The organism is Rhodoferax sp. AJA081-3 (genome assembly GCF_017798165.1).
GTDB lineage: Bacteria > Pseudomonadota > Gammaproteobacteria > Burkholderiales > Burkholderiaceae_C > Allorhodoferax.
Genome location: NZ_CP059068.1, coordinates 1,338,784 through 1,358,172, shown reverse-complemented (window position 1 = coordinate 1,358,172; position 19,389 = coordinate 1,338,784). Strand labels below are relative to the sequence as shown.

Genomic DNA, 19,389 nt, shown 5'->3' with positions numbered 1-19,389 from the left:
GGGCACAGGTGAGTGTGGGCAAGGCGAGGGCCAAAACAAGAGCTGCGCAAGTTAAGAAGGGCTTCATGGGACTTCTAGTTGAAAGGTTGAATAAGCGATCAGCCCCTATAGTACCGGCCAAAAAAAACCCCACCGCGTGAGCAGTGGGGCGAACCCTAATGAAAACCCGAAACGCTTAGAACTTGTAATTCAAACCAAACAAGTAGGTGGTGCCGTACTTCATGTACTCCAGCGGATGGTCTGGAGCATCGGCGTAGGTGCTGTAAGGCGAATCGGTCAGGTTGTTGACCTGCAGGACCAGACCCAGACCCTTCATGCTGCCTTCGTTGAAGTTGTAGCCCACCTGGAAGTCGACAACCTTCTCACTGTTGACCCAGCGCAGGCTGCGGTCACCGGCGAAGTTGCCGATCTCACCAATGAACTCCGAACGGTGGCGCTGGCTGATACGGGTGGACCAGCCGCCTTTTTCGTAGTACACGGTCAGGTTGGACACATTCTTGGACAGGCCTGGCAGCGGTGTGTCGGTACCCACGGTGGAGCTGTTGAAGCCGTTGGTGGGCACGCGGATGGCGCTGTCGTTGTACGAGGTGCTGGCCGAGATACCGAAGCCGTCCAGTGCCGGTGTCAACATGCTCAGGGGCAGCGATGCCGACAACTCAAAACCACGCATGGTGCCGCCGTTGCCGTTGTACGGTGCGGTGTACTGGCCCATGTTGGTGATGGCAATGGTGCCGGGCGTGAACTTGGAGAAGTCCATGGTGCGGCCTTCTTCGTAGATGTAGGTCTTCAGCTCCTTGTAGTATGCCGCTGCCGCAAAGTAGGCCTTGGTGCCGAAGTACTTCTCGTAAGAAATATCTAGCGCATTGGCGCGCCATGGGTCCAACTGGGTGTTACCGCCGCTGGCTGATGGCCGGCGTGTGGTCTGGTCGACGTTGAACTCAAACGACGAGCGCAGTTGGTCGATACGGGCACGGGCGATCTGCTGGGCCGCTGCCACGCGCACGGTCTGTCCATCTGCCAGACCGAATGCCAGGTTCATGCTGGGCAACACATCGGTGTAGGTTTTGCCGTTGGAAACGGGCTTGACCGCACCGCTGGAGGCGTTGTCCACATAGGCGGAGCTGGAGGACTGGTCGGTGTTGATGACCTGCACACCCACGTTACCGCGCACACCCACCGAGCCCCACTCGGTGTCGATGTCGGCCTTCACGAAGGAAGTAGTGACTTTCTCTTTCACGTCCCAGGCGCGGCTGATGGCGCCGGAGTTGATCTCGGAGGGGTTGAACGGCTGGAAGTAACGGGCGATCACGCCAGGCACGTTCCATGAGGGGATGATGCCGCTGCCCGAGAAGCCCAGGTCCACCGGCGAATACAGCAGGTCGCTGGCAATGGTGGGTGTGCCATTGGCTTCCAGCGGGCCTTCAGGCTGGCGCTTGCGTTTGTTGCGGTCCGACAGGTTGATACCCACATCCACACCGCTGAAGAATCCACTGGACAGGGGGATGGTGCCCACCAGTTTGTAGCCTTGCAGCTCGTCTTCCACCTGGGGCTTGCGGCCGTAGCCTTGGCCATAGATGGAGTTGCCGGTCAACAGCTTGGTGGGGTCGCTGTAGTCGCGGTTGCCCTTGATGGTGGGGAAGCCACCGTTGGCCCAGTTCACATACAGCGTGTCCAGCGAAGAGCCATTGGGTGTGGCGGCCAGCTGGGTGTTGTTCTCCAGGTAGAGCTCGTTGCGCTTGGCCTTGGAGTAGTTCACGTCGGCCAGCAAAGACCAGCCGTCAAACTTGAACTTGTTGTTCCAGCCCAGGGCGTTGATGCTGTCTTCGCGGCTGTTGTATTGGCCACGCACCAGGGGGTAGACGTTGACCGCATTGGCGCCGCCCAACACGCCGTTGCTGATGATAGGTGCGGAGTAGGTGAACGGGATGTACGGGTTGGTACCGTTGTATCCGCTCAGGTTGACTTCGTACTGGTTGTTGGTGTCGGTCTGCTTGAAGGTGGATGCATACACATCCAGCACGCTGGTCCAGTTTTTGTTGGGGCGCACTTCCAGCACACCCATGAAACCATCACGCTTCATGTTGCCGCTCTTGGCCAGCGACTTGATACCGTCATGGATATAGGTGCCAGGTGTTACACCGGGGCGTGTGTCTTTTTTCCAGGGCTCGTACAGGCCGGTCTGGTTTTCCAGGATGGGGGAGTCCAGGTGGGCAAAGCCCAGCGCGATACCCACAGTGCGGTCGGCAAACTGGTCGATGTAACTCACGCTGAAGCGGTTGCCGGTGGCCTTGGTGTCGGCGATGGAACCGATGGAGCGGCTCTCGCCCTTCAGGTTGATGGAGACGGTGCGTTCCTTGAAGTTCAGCGGGCGCACGGTTTGCATGTCCAGCGTGCCAGACAGGCCCTGGCCCACCAGGCCGGCGTCGGGTGTCTTGTAAATGGTGACGCCGCTCAGCAATTCGGAGGGGTACTGGTCAAATTCCGCACTGCGGTTGTCGCCGGTGCTGACCATTTCGCGACCATTGAGCAGGGTGGTCGCAAAGTCGGGGGACAGACCACGCACGCTGATGGCTTGCGCACGGCCTGCCACGCGTTGTGCCGCCAGACCGGGCATACGGGCGATGGACTCTGCAATGCTGACGTCGGGCAGCTTGCCAATGTCTTCGGCCGAGATGGCTTCCACGATGGAGGTGGAGTTCTTCTTGACGGAGATCGCGTCTTCAATACCTTTGCGGATACCGACCACGGTGACCGTGTTCAGGTCGGGTGCGGGTGCAGCCGTCTGCGCAAAAACGCCAGACGACGTCACGATCAGCACGGCACAACCGGCTGCCACGGGGGCTAGTTTGAAGAGGGAGCTGCGCGCGGTGGATCGCGTGGAGCGCTGAACGGTGGAACTCATTTTGGTTTATCTCCTGGTACTCGGGGCTGGCTAATCGTCTTTTGAGCGGGGGCTTGAAAGACACGTAAATGGGAGGGCGTTTTCCCAACTCACAGACTAGTTTGTATCAAAACTAGATATTTACAAACATAGGGGTAAATACCAGTTTTGGATTTGTAGTGCCTGAAGATCACTTAAAACCGGCTGTTTAAGCGAAAAAGCAACACAATGTGCCTAAAATTGCAGCATGAAAGCGCATTCATGTAACCGACGTCGTCTGAATATGTAGGCAAATTACAAACACTATCCGACCAATGTGGTTAAACTCCGCTGCTTGTTCCGGTTTTTGCGTGTTTTGGCTGCGATGTTGTCAATCAATTTGTTGTTTTAATAAATTGTCGCATCCTGTCACATGGCGAAAATTGGGCAATACCTATAAAAATCAACGTTTTCCCTAACGTAGTATTTTTGTAGTCGGTTGTAAACTTATTGTCGTTTAACTACATACACAGTGTTCCGGTGGGGCACCAGGGAGTTTTGGGAATGAATCAGGGTTATCCGAGGTTGTTGGGAGACATTGGTGGCACCAATGCCCGCTGGGCATGGCAGGCGTCGGCCGGTGCCGAGCTGCAAGACATTTCCGTGCAGCCCTGCGAAGACAGCGCTTCCATACAAGAATCCGCCGCCAACTACCTGCTGGCCCATGGCCATAAAAACCCCCGCTGGGCCGGTATCGGCATCGCCACGGTCATCACCGGCGACGATGTGCGTCTGACCAATAGCAGCTGGCGCTTTTCCATCGCCGCATTCCAGAAGGCCATGGGCCTGGAGCGCTGCCTGGTGGTGAACGACTTCACCGCGCTGGCCATGAGCCTGCCCGCGCTCAAGCCTACGGATCTGCGCGCTTTGGGTGGCGGCACCGCAGTGGCGGGCTCCACCATAGGTTTGCTCGGCCCAGGCACCGGCCTGGGTGTGTCGGGCCTGGTGCCGGATGCCAATGGCCGTTACAGCGCCTTGGCAGGCGAGGGCGGCCACGTCACGCTGTCGGCCAATGACGATGTAGAGTCCACCCTGCTGGGCTTGCTGCGCAAGCAGTTTGAGCATGTCAGCGCCGAGCGGGTGTTGTCGGGCTCGGGCCTGGTCAATATCTACCAGGCCATTTGTGCCATGGAAGGGCTCCCCGCGCGGGCACTGGAGCCCGCGGATGTGACCGACGCTGCGGTAGCCGGATCGGATGCGCAATGTGTGCAGGCCGTGCATTACTTCACCCGCTTCCTGGGCAATGTGGCCGGCAACCTGGCGCTCACCTTGGGCTCATTGGGTGGTGTTTATATCGGCGGCGGCATCGTGCCGCGCCTGGGTGATGCGTTTGACGCCGCCGTGTTCCGCAATAGTTTTGAAAGCAAGGGGCGTTACCGCGCCTTGTTGTCCACGCTGCCGGTCTGGGTGATCACCGCGTCTACACCCGCACTGGTTGGGGCCAGCTGCGCGCTCGATACGCTGCCTTGATCGCAAGGGGCGGCGGCCCGGTTAAGCTTTCACCCTTGACTGATGAATTAATGACAAAGGGAAGCCGACATGTCCGAACCGCGTTTTGACCACCCGCGCCTGATCGCCGACATCGGCGGCACGTTCGCCCGGTTCGCGCTGGAGGTGGCGCCCCATGTGTTCGAGCAAAGTGAATCCCTGCGCTGCCAGGACTTCACAGACTTCCACGCGGCCGTCACGGCCTACCTCGCCAAGCTCAAGGGTGTAACGGCCGGCGATATCAAACACGCGGCAGTCGCCATTGCCAACCCGGTGGCGGGTGACCAGGTCCGCATGACCAACTACCACTGGCAGTTCTCCATCGAAGAGATGCGTGAGCGCCTGCACCTGGACAACCTGGTGGTGGTGAATGACTTCACGGCACTGGCCATGGCCGTGCCCAGTCTGACACCCCAACAGCGCCGCCAGTTTGGCGGTGGTGCCGCCGTGCCGCGCAGCATGGTGGGCCTGATTGGTGCGGGTACCGGCTTGGGTGTCTCGGGCCTGATACCGGCCGACGATGGCTGGATTGCGCTGGGCACCGAGGGCGGCCACACCAGCTTCTCACCGCATGACGAACGCGAAATCGCCATCCTGCAATACGCCTGGCGCACCTATGACCACGTGTCGTTCGAGCGACTGTTGTCGGGCCACGGCATCGAGCTGATCTTTAATGCCCTGACCGACCGCGCAGGCCAGCCGCAGCGCACGCTGGACGCACCCGAAATCACCCGACTGGCGCTGGAGGGCAGTGACGCCATCTGCAAGGAAACGATTGACGTGTTCTGCGCCATCCTGGGTACGGCGGCGGCCAATCTGGCGGTCAGCCAGGGTGCTTTTGGCGGTATTTATATTGGTGGTGGCATCGTGCCGCGCCTGGGGCTGTACTTCGACCAGTCGCCATTTCGCCAGCGGTTTGAAGACAAGGGCCGCTTCACCGATTACATGAAGGGCATCCCCACCTTTGTCATCACCGCAACCGATGCCACGCTCTTGGGCGCATCCGTCATCCTTGCATCACAGCTGCGCGAGCTGGAGGGTGCCAACGGCTCGGCCATTTTGGGCCAGATTCGCCGTGCACTCACCAGCCTGTCACCGGCCGAGCAGCGTGTGGCCCAGCATGTGCTGGCCCAACCGCGCTCGGTGCTGAACGACCCGATTGCAACAATAGCCCGCTCGGCCGACGTCAGCCAGCCCACCGTGATTCGTTTCTGCCGTTCGTTGGGCTGTGAGGGCCTCTCGGACTTCAAGCTGCGCCTGGCCTCGGGCCTGACGGGCACCATACCCATCACCCACACCCAAGTCACGGGATCGGATTCCATGCTGGAGCTGGGCGCCAAGGTTCTGGGCAATACTGCATCGGCCATTTTGCAGGCGCGTGACCACCTGAACCGCGACAGCATGGACCGCGCCATGCGCATGATTGCCGGGTCGAGCCGCCTGGAGATTTATGCTGTGGGCCACTACGGTGCGGTCGCCAGCGATGCGCAGTTCAAGTTTTTGCGTGTGGGTGTATCTGCCGTGGCCTACACCGACCCGCGTCTGCAAACCCTCTCTGCCGCACTGCTGCGCAGCGACGATGTGGTGCTCATCATCAGCAGCAGCGGCCGTATCGCCGAGCTGCTGGCCGTGGCTGAGACCGCGCAGGCACGCGGTGCCAAGGTGATCGCCATCACCGAAAGCCAGTCGCCGCTGGCCCGCAAGGCTGACCTGGCGCTGATCGTTGACCACGTGGAAGACATTGCCACCCAGGTGCCCATGATCAGCCGCATCCTGCACTTGCTGATGGTGGACATTTTGGTGGTGGGCGTTACCCTACACCGCGGCGCGAGTGTGCCAGCCCTGGGCAGCGATGCCACCATGGGCCTGGACGAAGTGGCCCCTGGTGGCCAGCCTGCACCCAGTGCGCGGCGCAAGGGGCCAGGCGTCAGTGCGGCTGGGCCGCTGGCGCATCTGACTTCACATAGTCGATAAAACTCCCTATTGGGGTGTATGACCGTTTAGCCGATGGCTTGTAAGCGATTTATGCCTCTAGCCCCCGTGAAATATGAGGGAGTCGCTATTGATTTTGTAGCGATTACGAGTTGTCGCCGAACTCATGGCGGTCAGCCGCGGCGAACAGGTCGTTGGCGTGGCTGGGGTCGTTGGCTGCGATGGAGCTCGCAAATACACGCAGTTCCTGGGCCGCTTGTTGTGCGGCTTGTTGGGGCGTCAGCGCCTTTGCGTGCCAGGTGAAGCTTGCGGCCAATGCCGTCCAGATGGCCAGTGCCAGGCGTTGTGCGGCGACGGCGAGTTCTGTTGCGGCAAATCCGATGGTGGTGGATGGTGCCGAAGCCATGGTTGAGGTGTTCAACGTAGCGGTGGTCATAACAATTCCTTTTTGTAAAAGTGATGATGCTGCGGCGCAGTATAGGGTTAACCCTAGTGCTCTTGTATATCGATTTCCGTATGGGACACCAACGGGTCTGCGTTGTGCAGCATTTCCAATCCCATCACCGCAAGGCGCCCATGCTTGAGTTTTTTCGATCCCTCGTATCCACCCCGAAGCGTGCAGCGGATCCACAGGCCGTGGCCCGCCACGTGCCAGTGCCGACTACTGAAGTGACCGCATCTGGTTCTCCAGGCTTCCCGCTGTCCACCCATTTGTCGCACCACAACGGATTCCCGTATCTGGACTGGGCAGCGGCCCAGACCTGGGTGGATGGCCTGGGTGACCCCACGCTGCAGGCGGACGCATGGGCGCGCTGCGAGCTGGCGTGGCTGGAGCACCTGCAGGCCAGCCTGGGCCCTGCCTACCAGCTGCGGCAAGAGGGTGGGGCGGTGCTGCTATCCACGCTGGAGCCTCACGTGGCCCGCGCCATGCTGGATTACATGGGCAAGACCTTGCAGAGAATCGTCCGTTTGTTGGATGGCGTTGCACAGGCCCCGGCGTGGGGCAAGGACCTGCTGATCGTCTTCGACGACGAAGAGACCTACTACCGTTATGTGTCCCACTACTACCCCGAGGCGGGGGAGTTTGCGGGTAGCAGCGGCATGTACATCAATGCGGGTTGTGGCCACTTCGTGACGGCCAAGGCCGACATGCGGCTCATCGAGCCCATCATTGCCCACGAGTTGACGCACAGCTGTGTGAGCCACCTGCCCATTCCGGCCTGGCTCAATGAAGGGCTGGCCGTGAACACCGAACACCGGCTGAGCCCACCCGGCCCCGGGTTGCTCACGCCCCAGCAGATGCACGACAAACACCAGGGCTTCTGGGGCGCGGCGGAGATACAGGAGTTCTGGTCAGGCAAATCCTTCTTGCGCAACGATGACGGCAATATGCTGTCTTACGACCTGGCGCGTATTGTGGTGGCGCAGCTGGGCGCTGACTGGGAGCGGTTCCGCAGCTTTGTGCTGGCCGCTGATCTGGGGGATGCGGGTGCGGCGGCAGCAGAAGAACATCTGGGTATGGCGCTGGGTGCTGTGGTCTGTGCGCTACTTGAAAGGGAAGCAGATCCGGCATGGATGCCCAACCCGGGCAAGTGGCACGCAGCGCCGGAGCACGGGGCGTTTTGACCCATTGGATCAATTTGGCCCTTCGGCTTTTAGGTTTTGGCTTGCCCTGAAGCAGCTACAGGGTTTGAGAATTGCGCGCATCCACACCATCCTCACCAAAAGAGAACCCTGATGACCGCACTCACTTTCTCCAGCACGCTTTCGATATCGCCCACTGACTTCTGGGCCCAGCAGTCACTGACCACGGTCAACTACGAACTGGGTCCGTGGATTCACATGACCGCGCCCAAGAAGTGGCGTGCGGTGCGGCTGGCGGACTGGCAGGGTGGGGATGCCTTGTTTGCCAGCTGGGTTTTGTTTTTGGGCGTGTTGCCGGTGGACCGGCATCGCTTTGGCTCGTTCACGTTTACACCTGAGTCGGGCTTTGTGGAGAACTCCTCGTCCTGGACCAACCGCATGTGGCAGCATGTGCGCACCGTCCAGGCCGCTGGCGCTGGTTGCACGGTGCGCGACAGCATTGTTTTTTCGCCGCGCATGGTCTGGATGGCCCCGCTGCTCAGACTCATCTATAGTTTCGTCTTTCGCCACCGGCACCACCGGCTGGTGGCCCGCTACAGAGCAGCTGCTGGCTGAATGCTTTAAGTCATTTGTGCCTATAGCCCCCGCAGAATATAGCTACTACGCTAGTATTTTTATAGTATTTCAATCTGGATCCGTCCATGCGCCAATTCCTTGCCACCCTGCTGATCGCCGCCGTCACCCTGACGGCGTCTGCCAAACCGTCAGAGAGCGAACGCTTCAACCAGTGGCTCGATGCCAGCTGGGAAGAAACGTTAAAGCGGGAGCCTGTTTTGGCCACCTCGCTGGGCGACCCGCGTTACAACGGCCAGTTGGTGGACGACACCTCCGCGGCCTGGCGGGCCGAGAACCAGCGTTACCTGCAACGCCAGCTCAAGCAGCTCAAGGCGTTTAATCCCCAGGCGCTGGATGCCCGGGACCGCCTGTCCTATGGCATCCTGAAACTGCAGCTGGAAGAGTCACTGCAAGGCCAGCGTTTTCCAGACTGGATGTTGCCCATCAGCCAGACCGGTGGCATGCCCAGCTTTCTGGCGCAGTTGGGATCGGGGCAGTCCTTGCAGCCGTTTCGCACCACCAAGGATTACGACGACTGGATGCAGCGCCTGACGCTGGCGGTGCCCCAGTTTGACGGCATGGTGGCGAATATGCGCGTGGGCATGTCTAAAGGTGTGGTGCAGCCACGGCCGGTGGTGGAGAAAGTGCTGCCGCAGCTGGCCGCCTTGATCACACCAGACCCCGAACAAAGTATTTTCTGGGGCCCCATCAAGGCCTTTCCCGATGCCGTGCCAGCCGCAGACCGTGCGCGTATCACCGCTGCGATGCGCCAGCTGATCAGCACCAAGGTCACCCCGGCCTACCAGCGGCTGCACAATTTTGTGCGCGACAGCTACCTGCCCAAGGCCCGCAGCAGCACGGCCTGGTCAACCCTGCCCAATGGCAAGGCCTGGTATGCCCACTATGTGCAGTCCAGTACCACCACCACGCTCACGCCCGACGCCATCCACGCGCTGGGGCTGCAGGAAGTGGGCCGCATATTGGGCGAGATGGACGCCGTGCGCCGCGAGGTGAAGTTTGACGGTGACCTCAAAGCCTTCTTCAAACACCTGCAAGACGAGCCACGCTATTACTACCAGAAGCCCGAAGACCTGCTGGCGGGTTACCGCGCGCTGCAGACCCGCATCAACGGCCTGCTGCCCAAGCTGTTTGACATTGCCCCCAAGGCCGACTACGAGGTGCGCGAGGTCGAGGCCTTCCGTGCGGAAAGCGCCGCCGGCGCCTCGTACGACAGTCCCTCGGCCGATGGCTCTCGCCCCGGGGTCTTTTATGTGAACACCTTCAACCTGAAGGCCCAGCCCATCTTTGGCATGGAGACCCTGTCGCTGCACGAGGCCTCGCCCGGCCACCACTTCCAGGTGGCGATTGCGCAGGAAGACACGGCGCTGCCCAAGTTCCGCCGCTTCAATACGTTTTACGTGGCCTTTGTCGAAGGCTGGGCGCTGTACGCCGAAAGCCTGGGCAAGGAGCTGGGCCTGTTCACTGACCCCTACCAGTGGTACGGCCGCCTGTCCGACGAGCAGTTGCGCGCCATGCGCCTGGTGGTGGACACGGGGCTGCACTACAAGGGCTGGAGCCGCCAGCAGGCCATCGACTACATGCTGGCCAACTCATCCATGGCCGAGAGTGATGTGGTGTCCGAGGTGGAGCGTTACATTGCCCGCCCCGGCCAGGCCCTGGGCTACAAGATTGGCCAGCTGGAGATCAGCCGCCTGCGGCGTGAGGCCGAGGCGGCCCTGGGTGCGCGGTTTGATGTGAAGAAATTCCACCGCCTGGTGCTGACCTCGGGCCAGTTGCCCATGCCCATGTTGCGCGATACGGTGAATGCCTGGGTGCAGTCGGAGAAGCGCGGCGCCCAGTAAACGATCAGAGCAGGTCTTCGTCCGCCACAAAGGAGGTGGCGGCGGCACCCAGCGTGCCGATGATGGTGGCCCAGTCGTAGCCGACGTGGGATTCCATGTATTCAAAAAAGGACGAGGTGGGGTCGTTCAGCAACACGGCCACCGCATAACCGTCTGCGTTGTCGCCGAGCTTGAGCATGGCGTCGTACTTGGTGCCGGTGGCCAGCGCATCGTTGGCAACCACGGGCGCGGCATCAAAATAAATGCTGGGCAGCTCGGCGCGCAGGCCGCTGGTGAAGTCATCGGCAAAGGCGGTTTTGATATTCAGCAGGCTGCGGATCTCGGAGTAAAAACCATACAGCTGGATCTGAAAATACTCCTGCACCGGCGGCGCGGCATCCCGCGCCAGCGCCCTGTCAAATGCTGCGTCCACCTCCAGCCTGTCCCCCTTTTTGAGCCGTATACGCACCAGCACCGCCTCGGTGATGCCGGGAAAGCCTTCGGCCTGGAAATGGCGCACGATGCGCTCGGCGGTGGTGTCGGCGGGCAGGCTGCTCGAAGTGGTCATGGAGGCGGTCTTTCAGAGAAGCGGTCAGTGTACATAAGTTCAGTCGCACAGACGCCACAAACAATCCCGAAACACGCCCAAAAGTGACGCTGCGTGAAGCGGTAAAACGCGTATGCTTGGCGGCCACGCCATGCAGCTCCATCCCTTACCAACCTCCGTTCTCAGCCATCTCCAGCAGCTCTCTGTCCACCTGGTGCACCCCGTGGCACAACTGGGCGTATTTATGGCCGCATCGGCGCTGATGATCTGGCGCCTGCAGGCCATTGAAAGCAAAGGTTTTGAGGGCACCGTGCTGGGCACCTTGATCATGCCGTACTGCTCGGGCTTTGCGAACCTGGTGTTTGCCTACGTGATGAGCCGCCAGGGCGGCCAGGGCAGCACCGTGATGGAAAACTGCCTGGTCAACAACGTGACCAACCTGACACTGATTCTGGGCTTGACCACGCTGTGTTTTGGCGCGGCAGCAGCCCATGGCAACAAAAGTGGCAAGGCCGCTCATGCCAGGTCCCGGCAGCCCGACCCTGTGCAGCGCCTGAACCGGCTGGACCTGCTGCTGACGCTGGTGGCGCTGTTTATGTTCACCGGCACACTGTGGGCGCTGGCCAAGGACGGTGTGTTGGACTTTTATGACGGCCTGGTCTTGGTAGGCTTGTTCCTGTTCTGGCAGGCGCTGCATGTGTTTGAGATTCTGAAGAACAACGTGCGCAAGAACCGCAGCTTCCAGTGGTCGATCGTGTTCGATCTGGTGCTGATCGCCATCAGTGCCTATGGCGTGTTCAAAAGTGTTGACTACCTGGTGAACTGGGTGTCGCACGTCAAGAGCCCCTATATCAGCGCCAAAGACCTGGGTTGGCTCAGCGGCGCGCTGATGGTGTTGCCCAATGCGTTTATCGCGCTGTATTTTGGTTTTGCCGGGCGGCAAGATGTGGTGGTCAGCTCCCAGGTGGGGGATGGCCATATCTGCATCCCCATGTGTGTTGGTCTGTTCGCACTGTTTGACCCCATCACGGTGCCTGGTTTTTTCAAGGTGGGTATCTACACCATTGCGGGGGCGGCGGCGCTGCACTTCATGTGCATCCTGCTGGTGGGGCGTTTGCCGCGGTTGCTGGGGGTGGTGCTGTTGGGTGGGTATGGGGCGTTTATTTATACGGGCGTGATGCAGTCTTAGGGCGGGCCTTTGCGCTGTTGGCTGCGGTATGCTTCACCGGCCCTCTTTCGGGCGCGTCAACTACACCACATCAAGCAGGGAATTTATTCATGAGCGCACTGGTTATCAAATCCTGGAAAGCTGACAGCAAACCCATAGACGAAAAGAACAACTACGTCAGCATCACCGGCCGCGAAAGTGGCCTGGTCGCCTGGATCCTGTCGCTGATGGGTGTGGACCCTGTGACCACCATCCGGGTGGGCATGGACCGGGTGGAGTTTTCCAGTTCGTCACTGGCGGGTACGCAGTCGCGACTGATACCGTTGCAGAGTGTGTGCTCCACCTACTACGGTTACCACAAGCCCTGGAAGGCTGCGGTGGGCATCGTGGCGTTTTTCCTGTTCATTGGCACCTCGTTTGCGTCCGACGCCGCACGGACCGGCGCCGTGGGTAATGGCGCGTCCATTTTTTTGGGCGCCGGCGCCGTGGGCTTTGTGTTCGCGTTGGGTTACTACTTCCTGAACCGCACTCTGACCCTGGGTTTTGTGGAAGGCAGTGGCCACGTCAGCGGTATCAAGTTCAAGCGTTCGGTCATTGAAAACATCGACGTGAATGAAGCGCAGGCCAAGGCGGTGTGCACCATGGTGCAGCGCCTGATTGAAGCCAAGGAGCGGCGTGGGCGCCAGCCTGCGACGGGCCAATAAGACATGGCCAAATTCTGGCTCATGAAGTCGGAACCCAGCGAAGTCTCGGTGGACGACGCGCTGGCCGCCCCCAAGGCCACCGTGCCGTGGACCGGTGTGCGCAACTACCAGGCGCGCAACTTCATGCGTGATGGTATGCGGGTGGACGACGGCGTGTTGTTCTACCACTCCAGTTGCGCCGAGCCGGGCATTGTGGGCATTGCACGGGTGGCCTCAGGCGCCTACACCGACCCCACGCAGTTTGACCCGCAGTCGCATTACTACGACCCGGCTTCCAAACCCGAAGCACCGCGTTGGCTGATGGTGGATGTGCAGGTGCTGCGCAAGACCCGCAATCTGACATTGCCCGCCTTGCGGGCCGATGCCGAGCTGCAAGAACTGCTGGTGCTCAAAAAAGGCAGCCGCCTGTCCATCACGCCGGTCGAGCCGGTGCATTGGGATGCAATTCTGAAACGCCTGGCTACTTGACGTGCGGATGGTAGTCCAGCACATGCCCGGTGTTGGAGACTTCGACCTTGCAGCAATCCAGCACCTTTTGCTTGAGCAGTTTGCGGCCGCGGCTGGCGCGGCTTTTGACGGCGGATACCGATACGTCCCACTGTGTTGCCAGGTCTTGCAGGCTGCGTCCGCCAAAGTCGGTGGCCAGCAGCGTCTCGCGGTAGAGGCTGGGTAGTTCTTCGGTAAAGGGTTTCAGGCACAGCGCCAGTTGTTGCTCGGCCAGGTCGTCATGGGCTTCGACGGCCGCCAGATCCTCTGGCAAAACCTCGTTGGGGCGCTTGCTGCGGTAGAAGTCGACTACACCGTTGCGGGCAATGGTGTAGAGCCAGCCATTCATATTGCTGGGCGCATTGCCGCGCTCCAAAGCCGTCAAAGCCTTGAGGAACACCTCATGCAACAGGTCTTCGGCAACTGTCGGGTCTGATACTTTGTTGCGCAAGAACCCCAGCAGCGTCTGGCGCATGGTGCGGTAGGCCACCGAGAGTTCCATGGTTTGGGCGTTGGTGGCGGTGAGCGTCTGGTGGGTCATGGTGGGTAGGGGGTTGCAGTCTGTACAAGACCAAAGACGTAATACTTCCAAAAGGTTGCAAGAAATTTGGGGGCCACGCGCTGCCTCCATTATTGAACCAATGGCCGCTGCGCAAAACGCATGGCAGATGCGACCTTTTTTGCAAGCTGCGTCTTTACCGGTGTGTATCCATCAACCCACCGAGAGACATTTCATGCAAAACTTGATTCCTTCAACCCTATTGCCAGTGGCCATTATTGGTGCTGGCCCCATTGGCCTGGCCGCGGCTGCCCACCTGGTGCAACGCGGCCAGCCATTTGTAATGTTTGAGGCCGGTAACAGCGTTGCCGCCCATCTGCAGGGCTATCGCCAGGTGCAGCTGTTCTCTCCCTGGCAGTACAACACCGACAAGGCGGCGGTAGACCTGCTGGCCCAGGCAGGCTGGTTAACACCTGCCGCTGATGTGTTGCCCACGGCCGCCGAACTGGTCGATACCTACCTGTTGCCGCTGAGCCGCCTGCCCAGCATTGCACCGTATTTGCATCTCAATGCACGGGTGCAGGCTGTCAGCCGCCAGGGGTTTGACAAGGTCAAGACCCGCGGGCGGGCGTCTGCGCCATTTGTGTTGCGTGTAGACATGCCCGGGGGTGTGCAGGAGTTCCACGCGCGGGCTGTTATCGATGCGTCGGGTACCTGGTCGCAGCCGAATCCGTTGGGTGGCAATGGCCTGCCCGCATTGGGTGAGCGGGAGCATGCCGACCAGATCCGTTATGGCATGCCGGACATTTTGGGCGCGGAACGTGTGCGTTACGCTGGCAAGAAGGTGCTGGTGGTGGGGGCCGGGCACTCTGCAGCGGGCAGCCTGATTGCACTGGCGAGCCTGGCCGAGCAAGAGCCCCACACCCGCCTGGTGTGGGTGGTGCGCGGCAGCGACACGACCAAGGTGTTTGGCGGGGGCGCCGCAGATGGTCTGCCCGCACGTGGGGCGCTGGGCGAGCGTTTGCGCAAGCTGGTGGATGCGGGGCGACTGGAGGTGCACTTGGGTTTTCGGATTGCGGCCCTGGTGCAGGTGCATGGTGCGCTCACGGTCATGGCCGACAACCCCGATTTACCCGCTGTGTCAGGGGTTGACGCAATCATTGGTGCCACTGGCGCCAGACCCGACCACCACATCACCAATGAGTTACGCACCCAGCACGATGCCTGGTTGGAGAGCACCGAGCTTTTGGCGCCCCTGATCGACCCCAATGAACACAGCTGCGGCACGGTGCGCCCACACGGGCACCGCGAGCTGGCGCATCCAGAGCAGGGTTTTTACGCCATCGGTGCCAAGAGTTATGGGCGTGCGCCAAACTTCCTGATGGCCACCGGCTACGAGCAGGCCCGCTCGGTGGTCGCCGCTATTACCGGCGATATGGCAGCCGCTGACCAAGTGCAGTTGGATCTACCGCAAACCGGTGTTTGCTCTACCAACCTGGCGGGCCATGCACCGGTGGCCAGTGGTAGCGCTTGTTGCGCCATTCCTGCCAAGGGGCAGGCGGCGAAAGTGAGTTGCTGCGCATAGGCTGCAGGTACCACGGTACGATTCAGCAGTGCACGCAACAAACACCTACCAACGCGGCCTGGTCGGCTGGTTATCTCTGGCCCAACTCATCAGTTGGGGCAGCATCTTCTATACCTTTGCGCTGATCATGGGGCCGGTGGAGACCGAACTGGCACTGACCCGCGTGGAGGTGTCACTCGCCTTTAGCCTGGCGCTGCTGGTGGAGGGCACATTGGCTTACCCGGTGGGGCGGTGGATAGACCGGGGGCATGAGCGCATCGTCATGACCTCGGGCTCCGTGTTGGCGGGCATTTGTCTGGTTGGCTTGGCCAACGTGCAAAGTCTCATGGGTTTCTACCTGGCCTGGGCTGGTTTGGGTGCGGCCATGGCGGCGATTCTTTATACGCCGGTGTTTGCGGTGGTCACGCGGCGTTTTCCGCTCGACTTTCGCCGGGCCATCATCACCATGACCTTTCTGGGCGGGCTGGCCAGCACGGTATTTATTCCGCTGACGGCCTGGTTGATCAGCGGTTGGGGCTGGCGTGCTGCCATGCTGAGCCTGGCGGCCATTCACCTGCTGGTCTGCGCGCCCTTGCATGCCATGCAGTTGCGCCACGCACCGCCCGCCAAGGTCCACACGGCGCAGGGTCGCGCAAAGGTTGCAGCGGGTTTGGCCAGTTTGATGCGGTCCCCCGCTTTTTTGTTGGTGGGCAGTTTCCTGGTGTTGATGACTGCCGTGGCGTCAGCGCTGCCAGCGCACATGATCAACCTGCTGCGCGAACACGGCTTGAGCGAGGCCTGGGTCATCGCCATTCCGGCCAGTATTGGCGCGTTTCAGGTGCTGGGGCGTTTGCTGCTGTATTTTTTTGAGCACCACTTTGACCTGCACCTGGCCAACCGCCTGATACCCGCCCTGATACCGCTGGGTCTGCTGGCCTTGCTGGCCGCGCCGTGGGCAGGGCCTGCACAAACCGGGGTCGTGGTGCTGTTTGTGGTGTTGTTTGGCATGGGCAATGGCATGCTGACCATTGTCAAAGGCACCGCCATGGCCCAGTACGTCAGCCGCGAACACGTGGCCACGCTCAATGGTGCTTTGGGTGTTCCGGTGGCATTGGCACGTGCCACGGCGCCCCTGGCCCTGGGGTGGATGTGGTCTGCATCGGCGGGCTACACCCCAGGCCTGTGGGCGATGCTGATCACCACCTTGGTGGGTGTTGCGGCCTTGGCCTGGGCGCAGCAACACGCTTGACCCTGGGACTGTTGTGCAGCAGCGGGCAGCATGCCATCTTTCATTTCGTTGATACTATAATTCAATGAATATTAAAATGATTGAGCATGCCCATGACATCTGCTGAAACGGTGAAAGCCCTGGCGGCGTTGGCCCATGAGACCCGCCTGGCGGTCTTTCGCATGCTGGTGCAGGCAGGGCCCGACGGGCTCACGCCCGGTGGCATCGCCGAGACGCTGGGCATTGCCGCGTCACCGCTTTCCTTTCACCTCAAAGAGCTGAGCCATGCGGGCTTGATCGGGGCGCGCCCCGATGGCCGCAAGATTTATTACAGCGCCCACTTTGCGGCTATGAACGACCTTATTGCCTACCTCACCGCCAACTGCTGCGGTGGCCAGGCATGTGAAGCAAATCAGCCTGCAGACGTGTGCTGCACACCCTAAACCCCAACCCACTGAGAGAGACAACTGACATGTCAGATACAGCGATCAACGTATTGTTTTTGTGCACCCACAATTCGGCGCGCAGCATCCTGGCCGAGGCCATCCTCAACCACATCGGCCAGGGCCGGTTCAAGGCCTATTCGGCTGGCAGCAGCCCACGGGACAACCAGCAACCCAATCCACTGGGCCTGCAGGTGCTGGCCGCTGCGGGTATTTCAACCGCGGGGCTGCGCAGCAAAACCTGGGACGAATTCGCCGCGCCCGGTGCACCGCACATGGACCTGGTCATCACCGTGTGTGACAACGCGGCGGGCGAGGTGTGCCCCTATTGGCCGGGTCAACCAGCCACAGCCCATTGGGGCTACCCCGACCCGTCTGCTGGCGACGGCACGGATACGGAAAAACTGGAGGCCTTTCGCCACACCCTGCATGCGCTCCACCGCCGCCTGGAGTTGATGACCAGTCTGCCACCCGAGAAGCTGGAAAAGACCATGCTGCAATCCACGGCCCGTGCCTTGGCAAAGGACTGAGGTTATGGGTGTGAGTAAACAAGCCATCGCCTCCGAGTTCATGGGCACGGCCCTGCTGCTGGCCACCGTGGTGGGCTCCGGCATCATGGGGGAGCGGCTGGCCGGTGGCAATGTCGCCGTGGCACTGTTGGCCAATACCTTGGCCACCGGTGCTGCTTTGATCGCGCTGATTGCGACCTTTGGCCCGCGGTCTGGCGCACACTTCAACCCCCTGGTCACGTTGACGGAAGCAGCACTGAAGCGCCTGGCTTGGGCCACCGCGGGTGTTTATCTGCTAGCGCAGGTGCTAGGTGCCATTGCCGGTGTGGTGGCCGCCCACTACATGTTCGAGCTGCCGCTGCTGATGGAATCCACCCACACCCGCACTGGGCCCCACCAGTGGTGGAGCGAAACGGTAGCGTCTTTCGGCCTGCTCACCGTGATCCTGAATGTGGCCAAAACACGGCCCGACTTTGTGCCGGTGGCCGTGGGGTCTTACATCACCGCGGCCTATTGGTTCACCGCGTCCACATCCTTTGCTAACCCCGCGGTTACGGTAGCCCGTTCACTCACCGACACGTTCTCCGGCATCCGGCCCGCCGATGCGCCCGGTTTCATCTTGGCGCAGATAGCCGGCGCTGGCCTGGCCGTGGCATTTTTTACCTGGCTTGAAGCCGACACACCCGAACAACACAAACATGTCTGACATCACGATTTACCACAACCCTGCCTGCGGAACATCCCGAAACACCCTGGCCCTGATCCGCAACAGCGGAGCCGAGCCCGAAGTCATCGAATACCTGAAGACACCACCGGACAAGCAGCGTTTGCAACAGCTGCTGCAAGTCATGGGCATAAGCGCGCGTGAACTGCTGCGCGAGAAAGGCACGCCCTACGCAGAATTGGGATTGGCCGACCCACAGTGGACCGAAGACCAACTGCTGGACTTCATGGTGCAACACCCCGCTCTGATGAACCGCCCCGTGGTGGTGACGCCACTGGGCGCCATGCTGTGCCGCCCCAGCGAACGGGTGCTGGACATCTTGCCCGATCCCCAGCGCGGCGCGTTTACCAAGGAAGACGGCGAAGCAGTCATCAACACACAGGGTCAACGTGTCTGATTCCAATACCGAGCCCATGTATCCATCCCTACCGCAGTTGGATGCAGCACACTTTCGCAAGCCTGACGCGGGCCAGTTGCACGCAGGCGCACCATCGTCCCATTCACCCCGCATCGCCTTGTTGTACGGCTCGTTGCGGGCGCGGTCCTTCAGCCGTTTGTTGACCGAAGAGGCCGCGCGCTTGTTGCAAGCCATGGGGGCCGAGACACGCATCTTCAATCCCAGTGGTTTGCCGCTGCCCGATGACGCGCCCGACTCCCACCCCAAGGTGCAAGAGCTGCGCGAACTGGTGACCTGGGCCGAAGGCATGGTATGGACATCGCCCGAGCGGCATGGCGCCATGACCGGCATCATGAAGTCGCAGATCGACTGGATTCCGCTGAGTTTGGGCGCAGTGCGCCCGACCCAAGGCAAAACGTTGGCGGTGATGCAGGTCAGTGGTGGTTCGCAATCCTTCAATGCGGTGAACCAGATGCGTGTGCTGGGCCGCTGGATGCGCATGCTCACCATTCCCAACCAAAGCTCGGTGGCCAAGGCGTTTCTGGAGTTTGGCGACGACGACCGCATGAAGCCGTCCAGCTACTACGAGCGCGTGGTAGATGTGATGGAAGAGTTGGTGAAGTTCACGCTGCTCACGCGCGACGTTTCGCCCTATCTGGTAGACCGCTACAGCGAACGCAAAGAGTCTGCTGACGCACTGAGCAAACGTGTCAACCAGCGTTCAATCTAGGCCTCAGCAC

19 protein-coding genes are annotated in these 19,389 nt (G+C 60.8%); 15 read left to right on the top strand and 4 right to left on the bottom strand.

The annotated features are described in order from the left end of the window. Nucleotides 1–175: 175 nt before the first annotated feature. Nucleotides 176–2,902 (bottom strand): TonB-dependent receptor, encoded by a 2,727-nt coding sequence (locus tag HZ993_RS06305; RefSeq protein WP_209396398.1) that lies wholly within the window; start codon nt 2,900–2,902, stop codon nt 176–178. A 522-nt stretch (nt 2,903–3,424) separates the two neighbouring features. On the opposite strand from HZ993_RS06305, the gene glk reads away from it, so the two are divergent. Then, entirely contained in the window at nt 3,425–4,390 is a 966-nt protein-coding gene (gene glk, locus HZ993_RS06300; protein ID WP_209396397.1) for a glucokinase, read from the top strand. Between the two features lie 69 nt (nt 4,391–4,459). After that, complete coding sequence (locus HZ993_RS06295) at nt 4,460–6,382, top strand: glucokinase (protein ID WP_209396396.1); 1,923 nt, start codon at nt 4,460–4,462, stop codon at nt 6,380–6,382. Nucleotides 6,383–6,485: 103 nt separating this feature from the next. Here HZ993_RS06295 and HZ993_RS06290 read toward each other — a convergent pair whose 3' ends face one another. Continuing rightward, nucleotides 6,486–6,776 carry a hypothetical protein gene (locus HZ993_RS06290; protein ID WP_209396395.1) on the bottom strand — a complete coding sequence of 97 codons (291 nt, stop codon included), beginning with the start codon at nt 6,774–6,776 and terminating at the stop codon, nt 6,486–6,488. A gap of 140 nt (nt 6,777–6,916) precedes the next feature. On the opposite strand from HZ993_RS06290, the gene HZ993_RS06285 reads away from it, so the two are divergent. The 3 genes from HZ993_RS06285 (at nt 6,917) to HZ993_RS06275 (ending at nt 10,401) form a co-directional block, all read left to right on the top strand. Then, the gene (locus HZ993_RS06285) at nt 6,917–7,966 is read left to right on the top strand and encodes a hypothetical protein (protein WP_209396394.1); all 1,050 of its coding nucleotides are present in this window, start codon (nt 6,917–6,919) and stop codon (nt 7,964–7,966) included. A 111-nt stretch (nt 7,967–8,077) separates the two neighbouring features. Then, nucleotides 8,078–8,539: a hypothetical protein gene (locus HZ993_RS06280; RefSeq protein WP_209396393.1), complete on the top strand. Its 462-nt coding sequence runs from the start codon at nt 8,078–8,080 to the stop codon at nt 8,537–8,539. An 86-nt stretch (nt 8,540–8,625) separates the two neighbouring features. After that, entirely contained in the window at nt 8,626–10,401 is a 1,776-nt protein-coding gene (locus tag HZ993_RS06275) for a DUF885 family protein (protein ID WP_209396392.1), read from the top strand. Between the two features lie 4 nt (nt 10,402–10,405). On the opposite strand, the gene HZ993_RS06270 is transcribed toward HZ993_RS06275, so the two are convergent. Next, a complete protein-coding gene (locus tag HZ993_RS06270) occupies nt 10,406–10,948 on the bottom strand; it encodes a hypothetical protein (RefSeq protein ID WP_209396391.1) in 543 nt (180 codons plus the stop codon). Nucleotides 10,949–11,078: 130 nt separating this feature from the next. Between HZ993_RS06270 and HZ993_RS06265 the strand changes: the two genes are divergently transcribed. From HZ993_RS06265 to HZ993_RS06255, 3 genes are all read left to right on the top strand, one after another. Next, nucleotides 11,079–12,116, top strand: coding sequence for a hypothetical protein (locus HZ993_RS06265; protein WP_209396390.1), 1,038 nt, complete (start codon nt 11,079–11,081; stop codon nt 12,114–12,116). Between the two features lie 89 nt (nt 12,117–12,205). Beyond that, nucleotides 12,206–12,799 (top strand): hypothetical protein, encoded by a 594-nt coding sequence (locus tag HZ993_RS06260; RefSeq protein WP_209396389.1) that lies wholly within the window; start codon nt 12,206–12,208, stop codon nt 12,797–12,799. 3 nt (nt 12,800–12,802) lie between these two features. Further along, nucleotides 12,803–13,267, top strand: coding sequence for an EVE domain-containing protein (locus HZ993_RS06255; RefSeq protein ID WP_209396388.1), 465 nt, complete (start codon nt 12,803–12,805; stop codon nt 13,265–13,267). On the opposite strand, the gene HZ993_RS06250 is transcribed toward HZ993_RS06255, so the two are convergent. Then, nucleotides 13,260–13,826, bottom strand: coding sequence for a sigma-70 family RNA polymerase sigma factor (locus HZ993_RS06250; RefSeq protein WP_209396387.1), 567 nt, complete (start codon nt 13,824–13,826; stop codon nt 13,260–13,262). The two genes, HZ993_RS06255 and HZ993_RS06250, sit on opposite strands and share 8 nt — an antisense overlap. 193 nt (nt 13,827–14,019) lie before the next feature. On the opposite strand from HZ993_RS06250, the gene HZ993_RS06245 reads away from it, so the two are divergent. The 7 genes from HZ993_RS06245 to arsH all read left to right on the top strand — a co-directional run bounded on the left by HZ993_RS06245 (nt 14,020) and on the right by arsH (nt 19,379). Next, nucleotides 14,020–15,369 (top strand): NAD(P)-binding domain-containing protein, encoded by a 1,350-nt coding sequence (locus tag HZ993_RS06245; RefSeq protein WP_209396386.1) that lies wholly within the window; start codon nt 14,020–14,022, stop codon nt 15,367–15,369. Between the two features lie 28 nt (nt 15,370–15,397). Then, a complete protein-coding gene (locus HZ993_RS06240) occupies nt 15,398–16,597 on the top strand; it encodes an MFS transporter (RefSeq protein ID WP_245213843.1) in 1,200 nt (399 codons plus the stop codon). Between the two features lie 92 nt (nt 16,598–16,689). Beyond that, nucleotides 16,690–17,019 (top strand): helix-turn-helix transcriptional regulator, encoded by a 330-nt coding sequence (locus HZ993_RS06235; protein ID WP_209396385.1) that lies wholly within the window; start codon nt 16,690–16,692, stop codon nt 17,017–17,019. Between the two features lie 29 nt (nt 17,020–17,048). After that, the gene (locus HZ993_RS06230; protein WP_209396384.1) at nt 17,049–17,549 is read left to right on the top strand and encodes an arsenate reductase ArsC; all 501 of its coding nucleotides are present in this window, start codon (nt 17,049–17,051) and stop codon (nt 17,547–17,549) included. A gap of 4 nt (nt 17,550–17,553) precedes the next feature. Further along, nucleotides 17,554–18,234, top strand: coding sequence for an MIP/aquaporin family protein (locus HZ993_RS06225; protein WP_209396383.1), 681 nt, complete (start codon nt 17,554–17,556; stop codon nt 18,232–18,234). Next, nucleotides 18,227–18,649, top strand: a complete 423-nt coding sequence (gene arsC, locus HZ993_RS06220; protein WP_209396382.1) for an arsenate reductase (glutaredoxin) — start codon at nt 18,227–18,229, stop codon at nt 18,647–18,649. Before HZ993_RS06225 ends, arsC begins: the two co-directional genes overlap by 8 nt. 16 nt (nt 18,650–18,665) lie before the next feature. Then, on the top strand, nt 18,666–19,379 hold the full coding sequence (arsH, locus tag HZ993_RS06215; protein ID WP_209398304.1) for an arsenical resistance protein ArsH: 714 nt from the start codon (nt 18,666–18,668) through the stop codon (nt 19,377–19,379). Nucleotides 19,380–19,389: the final 10 nt, after the last annotated feature.

Excerpts from the sequence above, each read along its gene's own strand:
- HZ993_RS06305 (WP_209396398.1), bottom strand. The coding sequence starts at position 2,902 with ATGAGTTCCACCGTTCAGCGCTCCACGCGATCCACCGCGCGCAGCTCC.
- glk (WP_209396397.1), top strand. The coding sequence starts at position 3,425 with ATGAATCAGGGTTATCCGAGGTTGTTGGGAGACATTGGTGGCACCAAT.
- HZ993_RS06295 (WP_209396396.1), top strand. The coding sequence starts at position 4,460 with ATGTCCGAACCGCGTTTTGACCACCCGCGCCTGATCGCCGACATCGGC.
- HZ993_RS06290 (WP_209396395.1), bottom strand. The coding sequence starts at position 6,776 with ATGACCACCGCTACGTTGAACACCTCAACCATGGCTTCGGCACCATCC.
- HZ993_RS06285 (WP_209396394.1), top strand. The coding sequence starts at position 6,917 with ATGCTTGAGTTTTTTCGATCCCTCGTATCCACCCCGAAGCGTGCAGCG.
- HZ993_RS06280 (WP_209396393.1), top strand. The coding sequence starts at position 8,078 with ATGACCGCACTCACTTTCTCCAGCACGCTTTCGATATCGCCCACTGAC.
- HZ993_RS06275 (WP_209396392.1), top strand. The coding sequence starts at position 8,626 with ATGCGCCAATTCCTTGCCACCCTGCTGATCGCCGCCGTCACCCTGACG.
- HZ993_RS06270 (WP_209396391.1), bottom strand. The coding sequence starts at position 10,948 with ATGACCACTTCGAGCAGCCTGCCCGCCGACACCACCGCCGAGCGCATC.
- HZ993_RS06265 (WP_209396390.1), top strand. The coding sequence starts at position 11,079 with ATGCAGCTCCATCCCTTACCAACCTCCGTTCTCAGCCATCTCCAGCAG.
- HZ993_RS06260 (WP_209396389.1), top strand. The coding sequence starts at position 12,206 with ATGAGCGCACTGGTTATCAAATCCTGGAAAGCTGACAGCAAACCCATA.
- HZ993_RS06255 (WP_209396388.1), top strand. The coding sequence starts at position 12,803 with ATGGCCAAATTCTGGCTCATGAAGTCGGAACCCAGCGAAGTCTCGGTG.
- HZ993_RS06250 (WP_209396387.1), bottom strand. The coding sequence starts at position 13,826 with ATGACCCACCAGACGCTCACCGCCACCAACGCCCAAACCATGGAACTC.
- HZ993_RS06245 (WP_209396386.1), top strand. The coding sequence starts at position 14,020 with ATGCAAAACTTGATTCCTTCAACCCTATTGCCAGTGGCCATTATTGGT.
- HZ993_RS06235 (WP_209396385.1), top strand. The coding sequence starts at position 16,690 with ATGACATCTGCTGAAACGGTGAAAGCCCTGGCGGCGTTGGCCCATGAG.
- HZ993_RS06230 (WP_209396384.1), top strand. The coding sequence starts at position 17,049 with ATGTCAGATACAGCGATCAACGTATTGTTTTTGTGCACCCACAATTCG.
- HZ993_RS06225 (WP_209396383.1), top strand. The coding sequence starts at position 17,554 with ATGGGTGTGAGTAAACAAGCCATCGCCTCCGAGTTCATGGGCACGGCC.
- arsC (WP_209396382.1), top strand. The coding sequence starts at position 18,227 with ATGTCTGACATCACGATTTACCACAACCCTGCCTGCGGAACATCCCGA.
- arsH (WP_209398304.1), top strand. The coding sequence starts at position 18,666 with ATGTATCCATCCCTACCGCAGTTGGATGCAGCACACTTTCGCAAGCCT.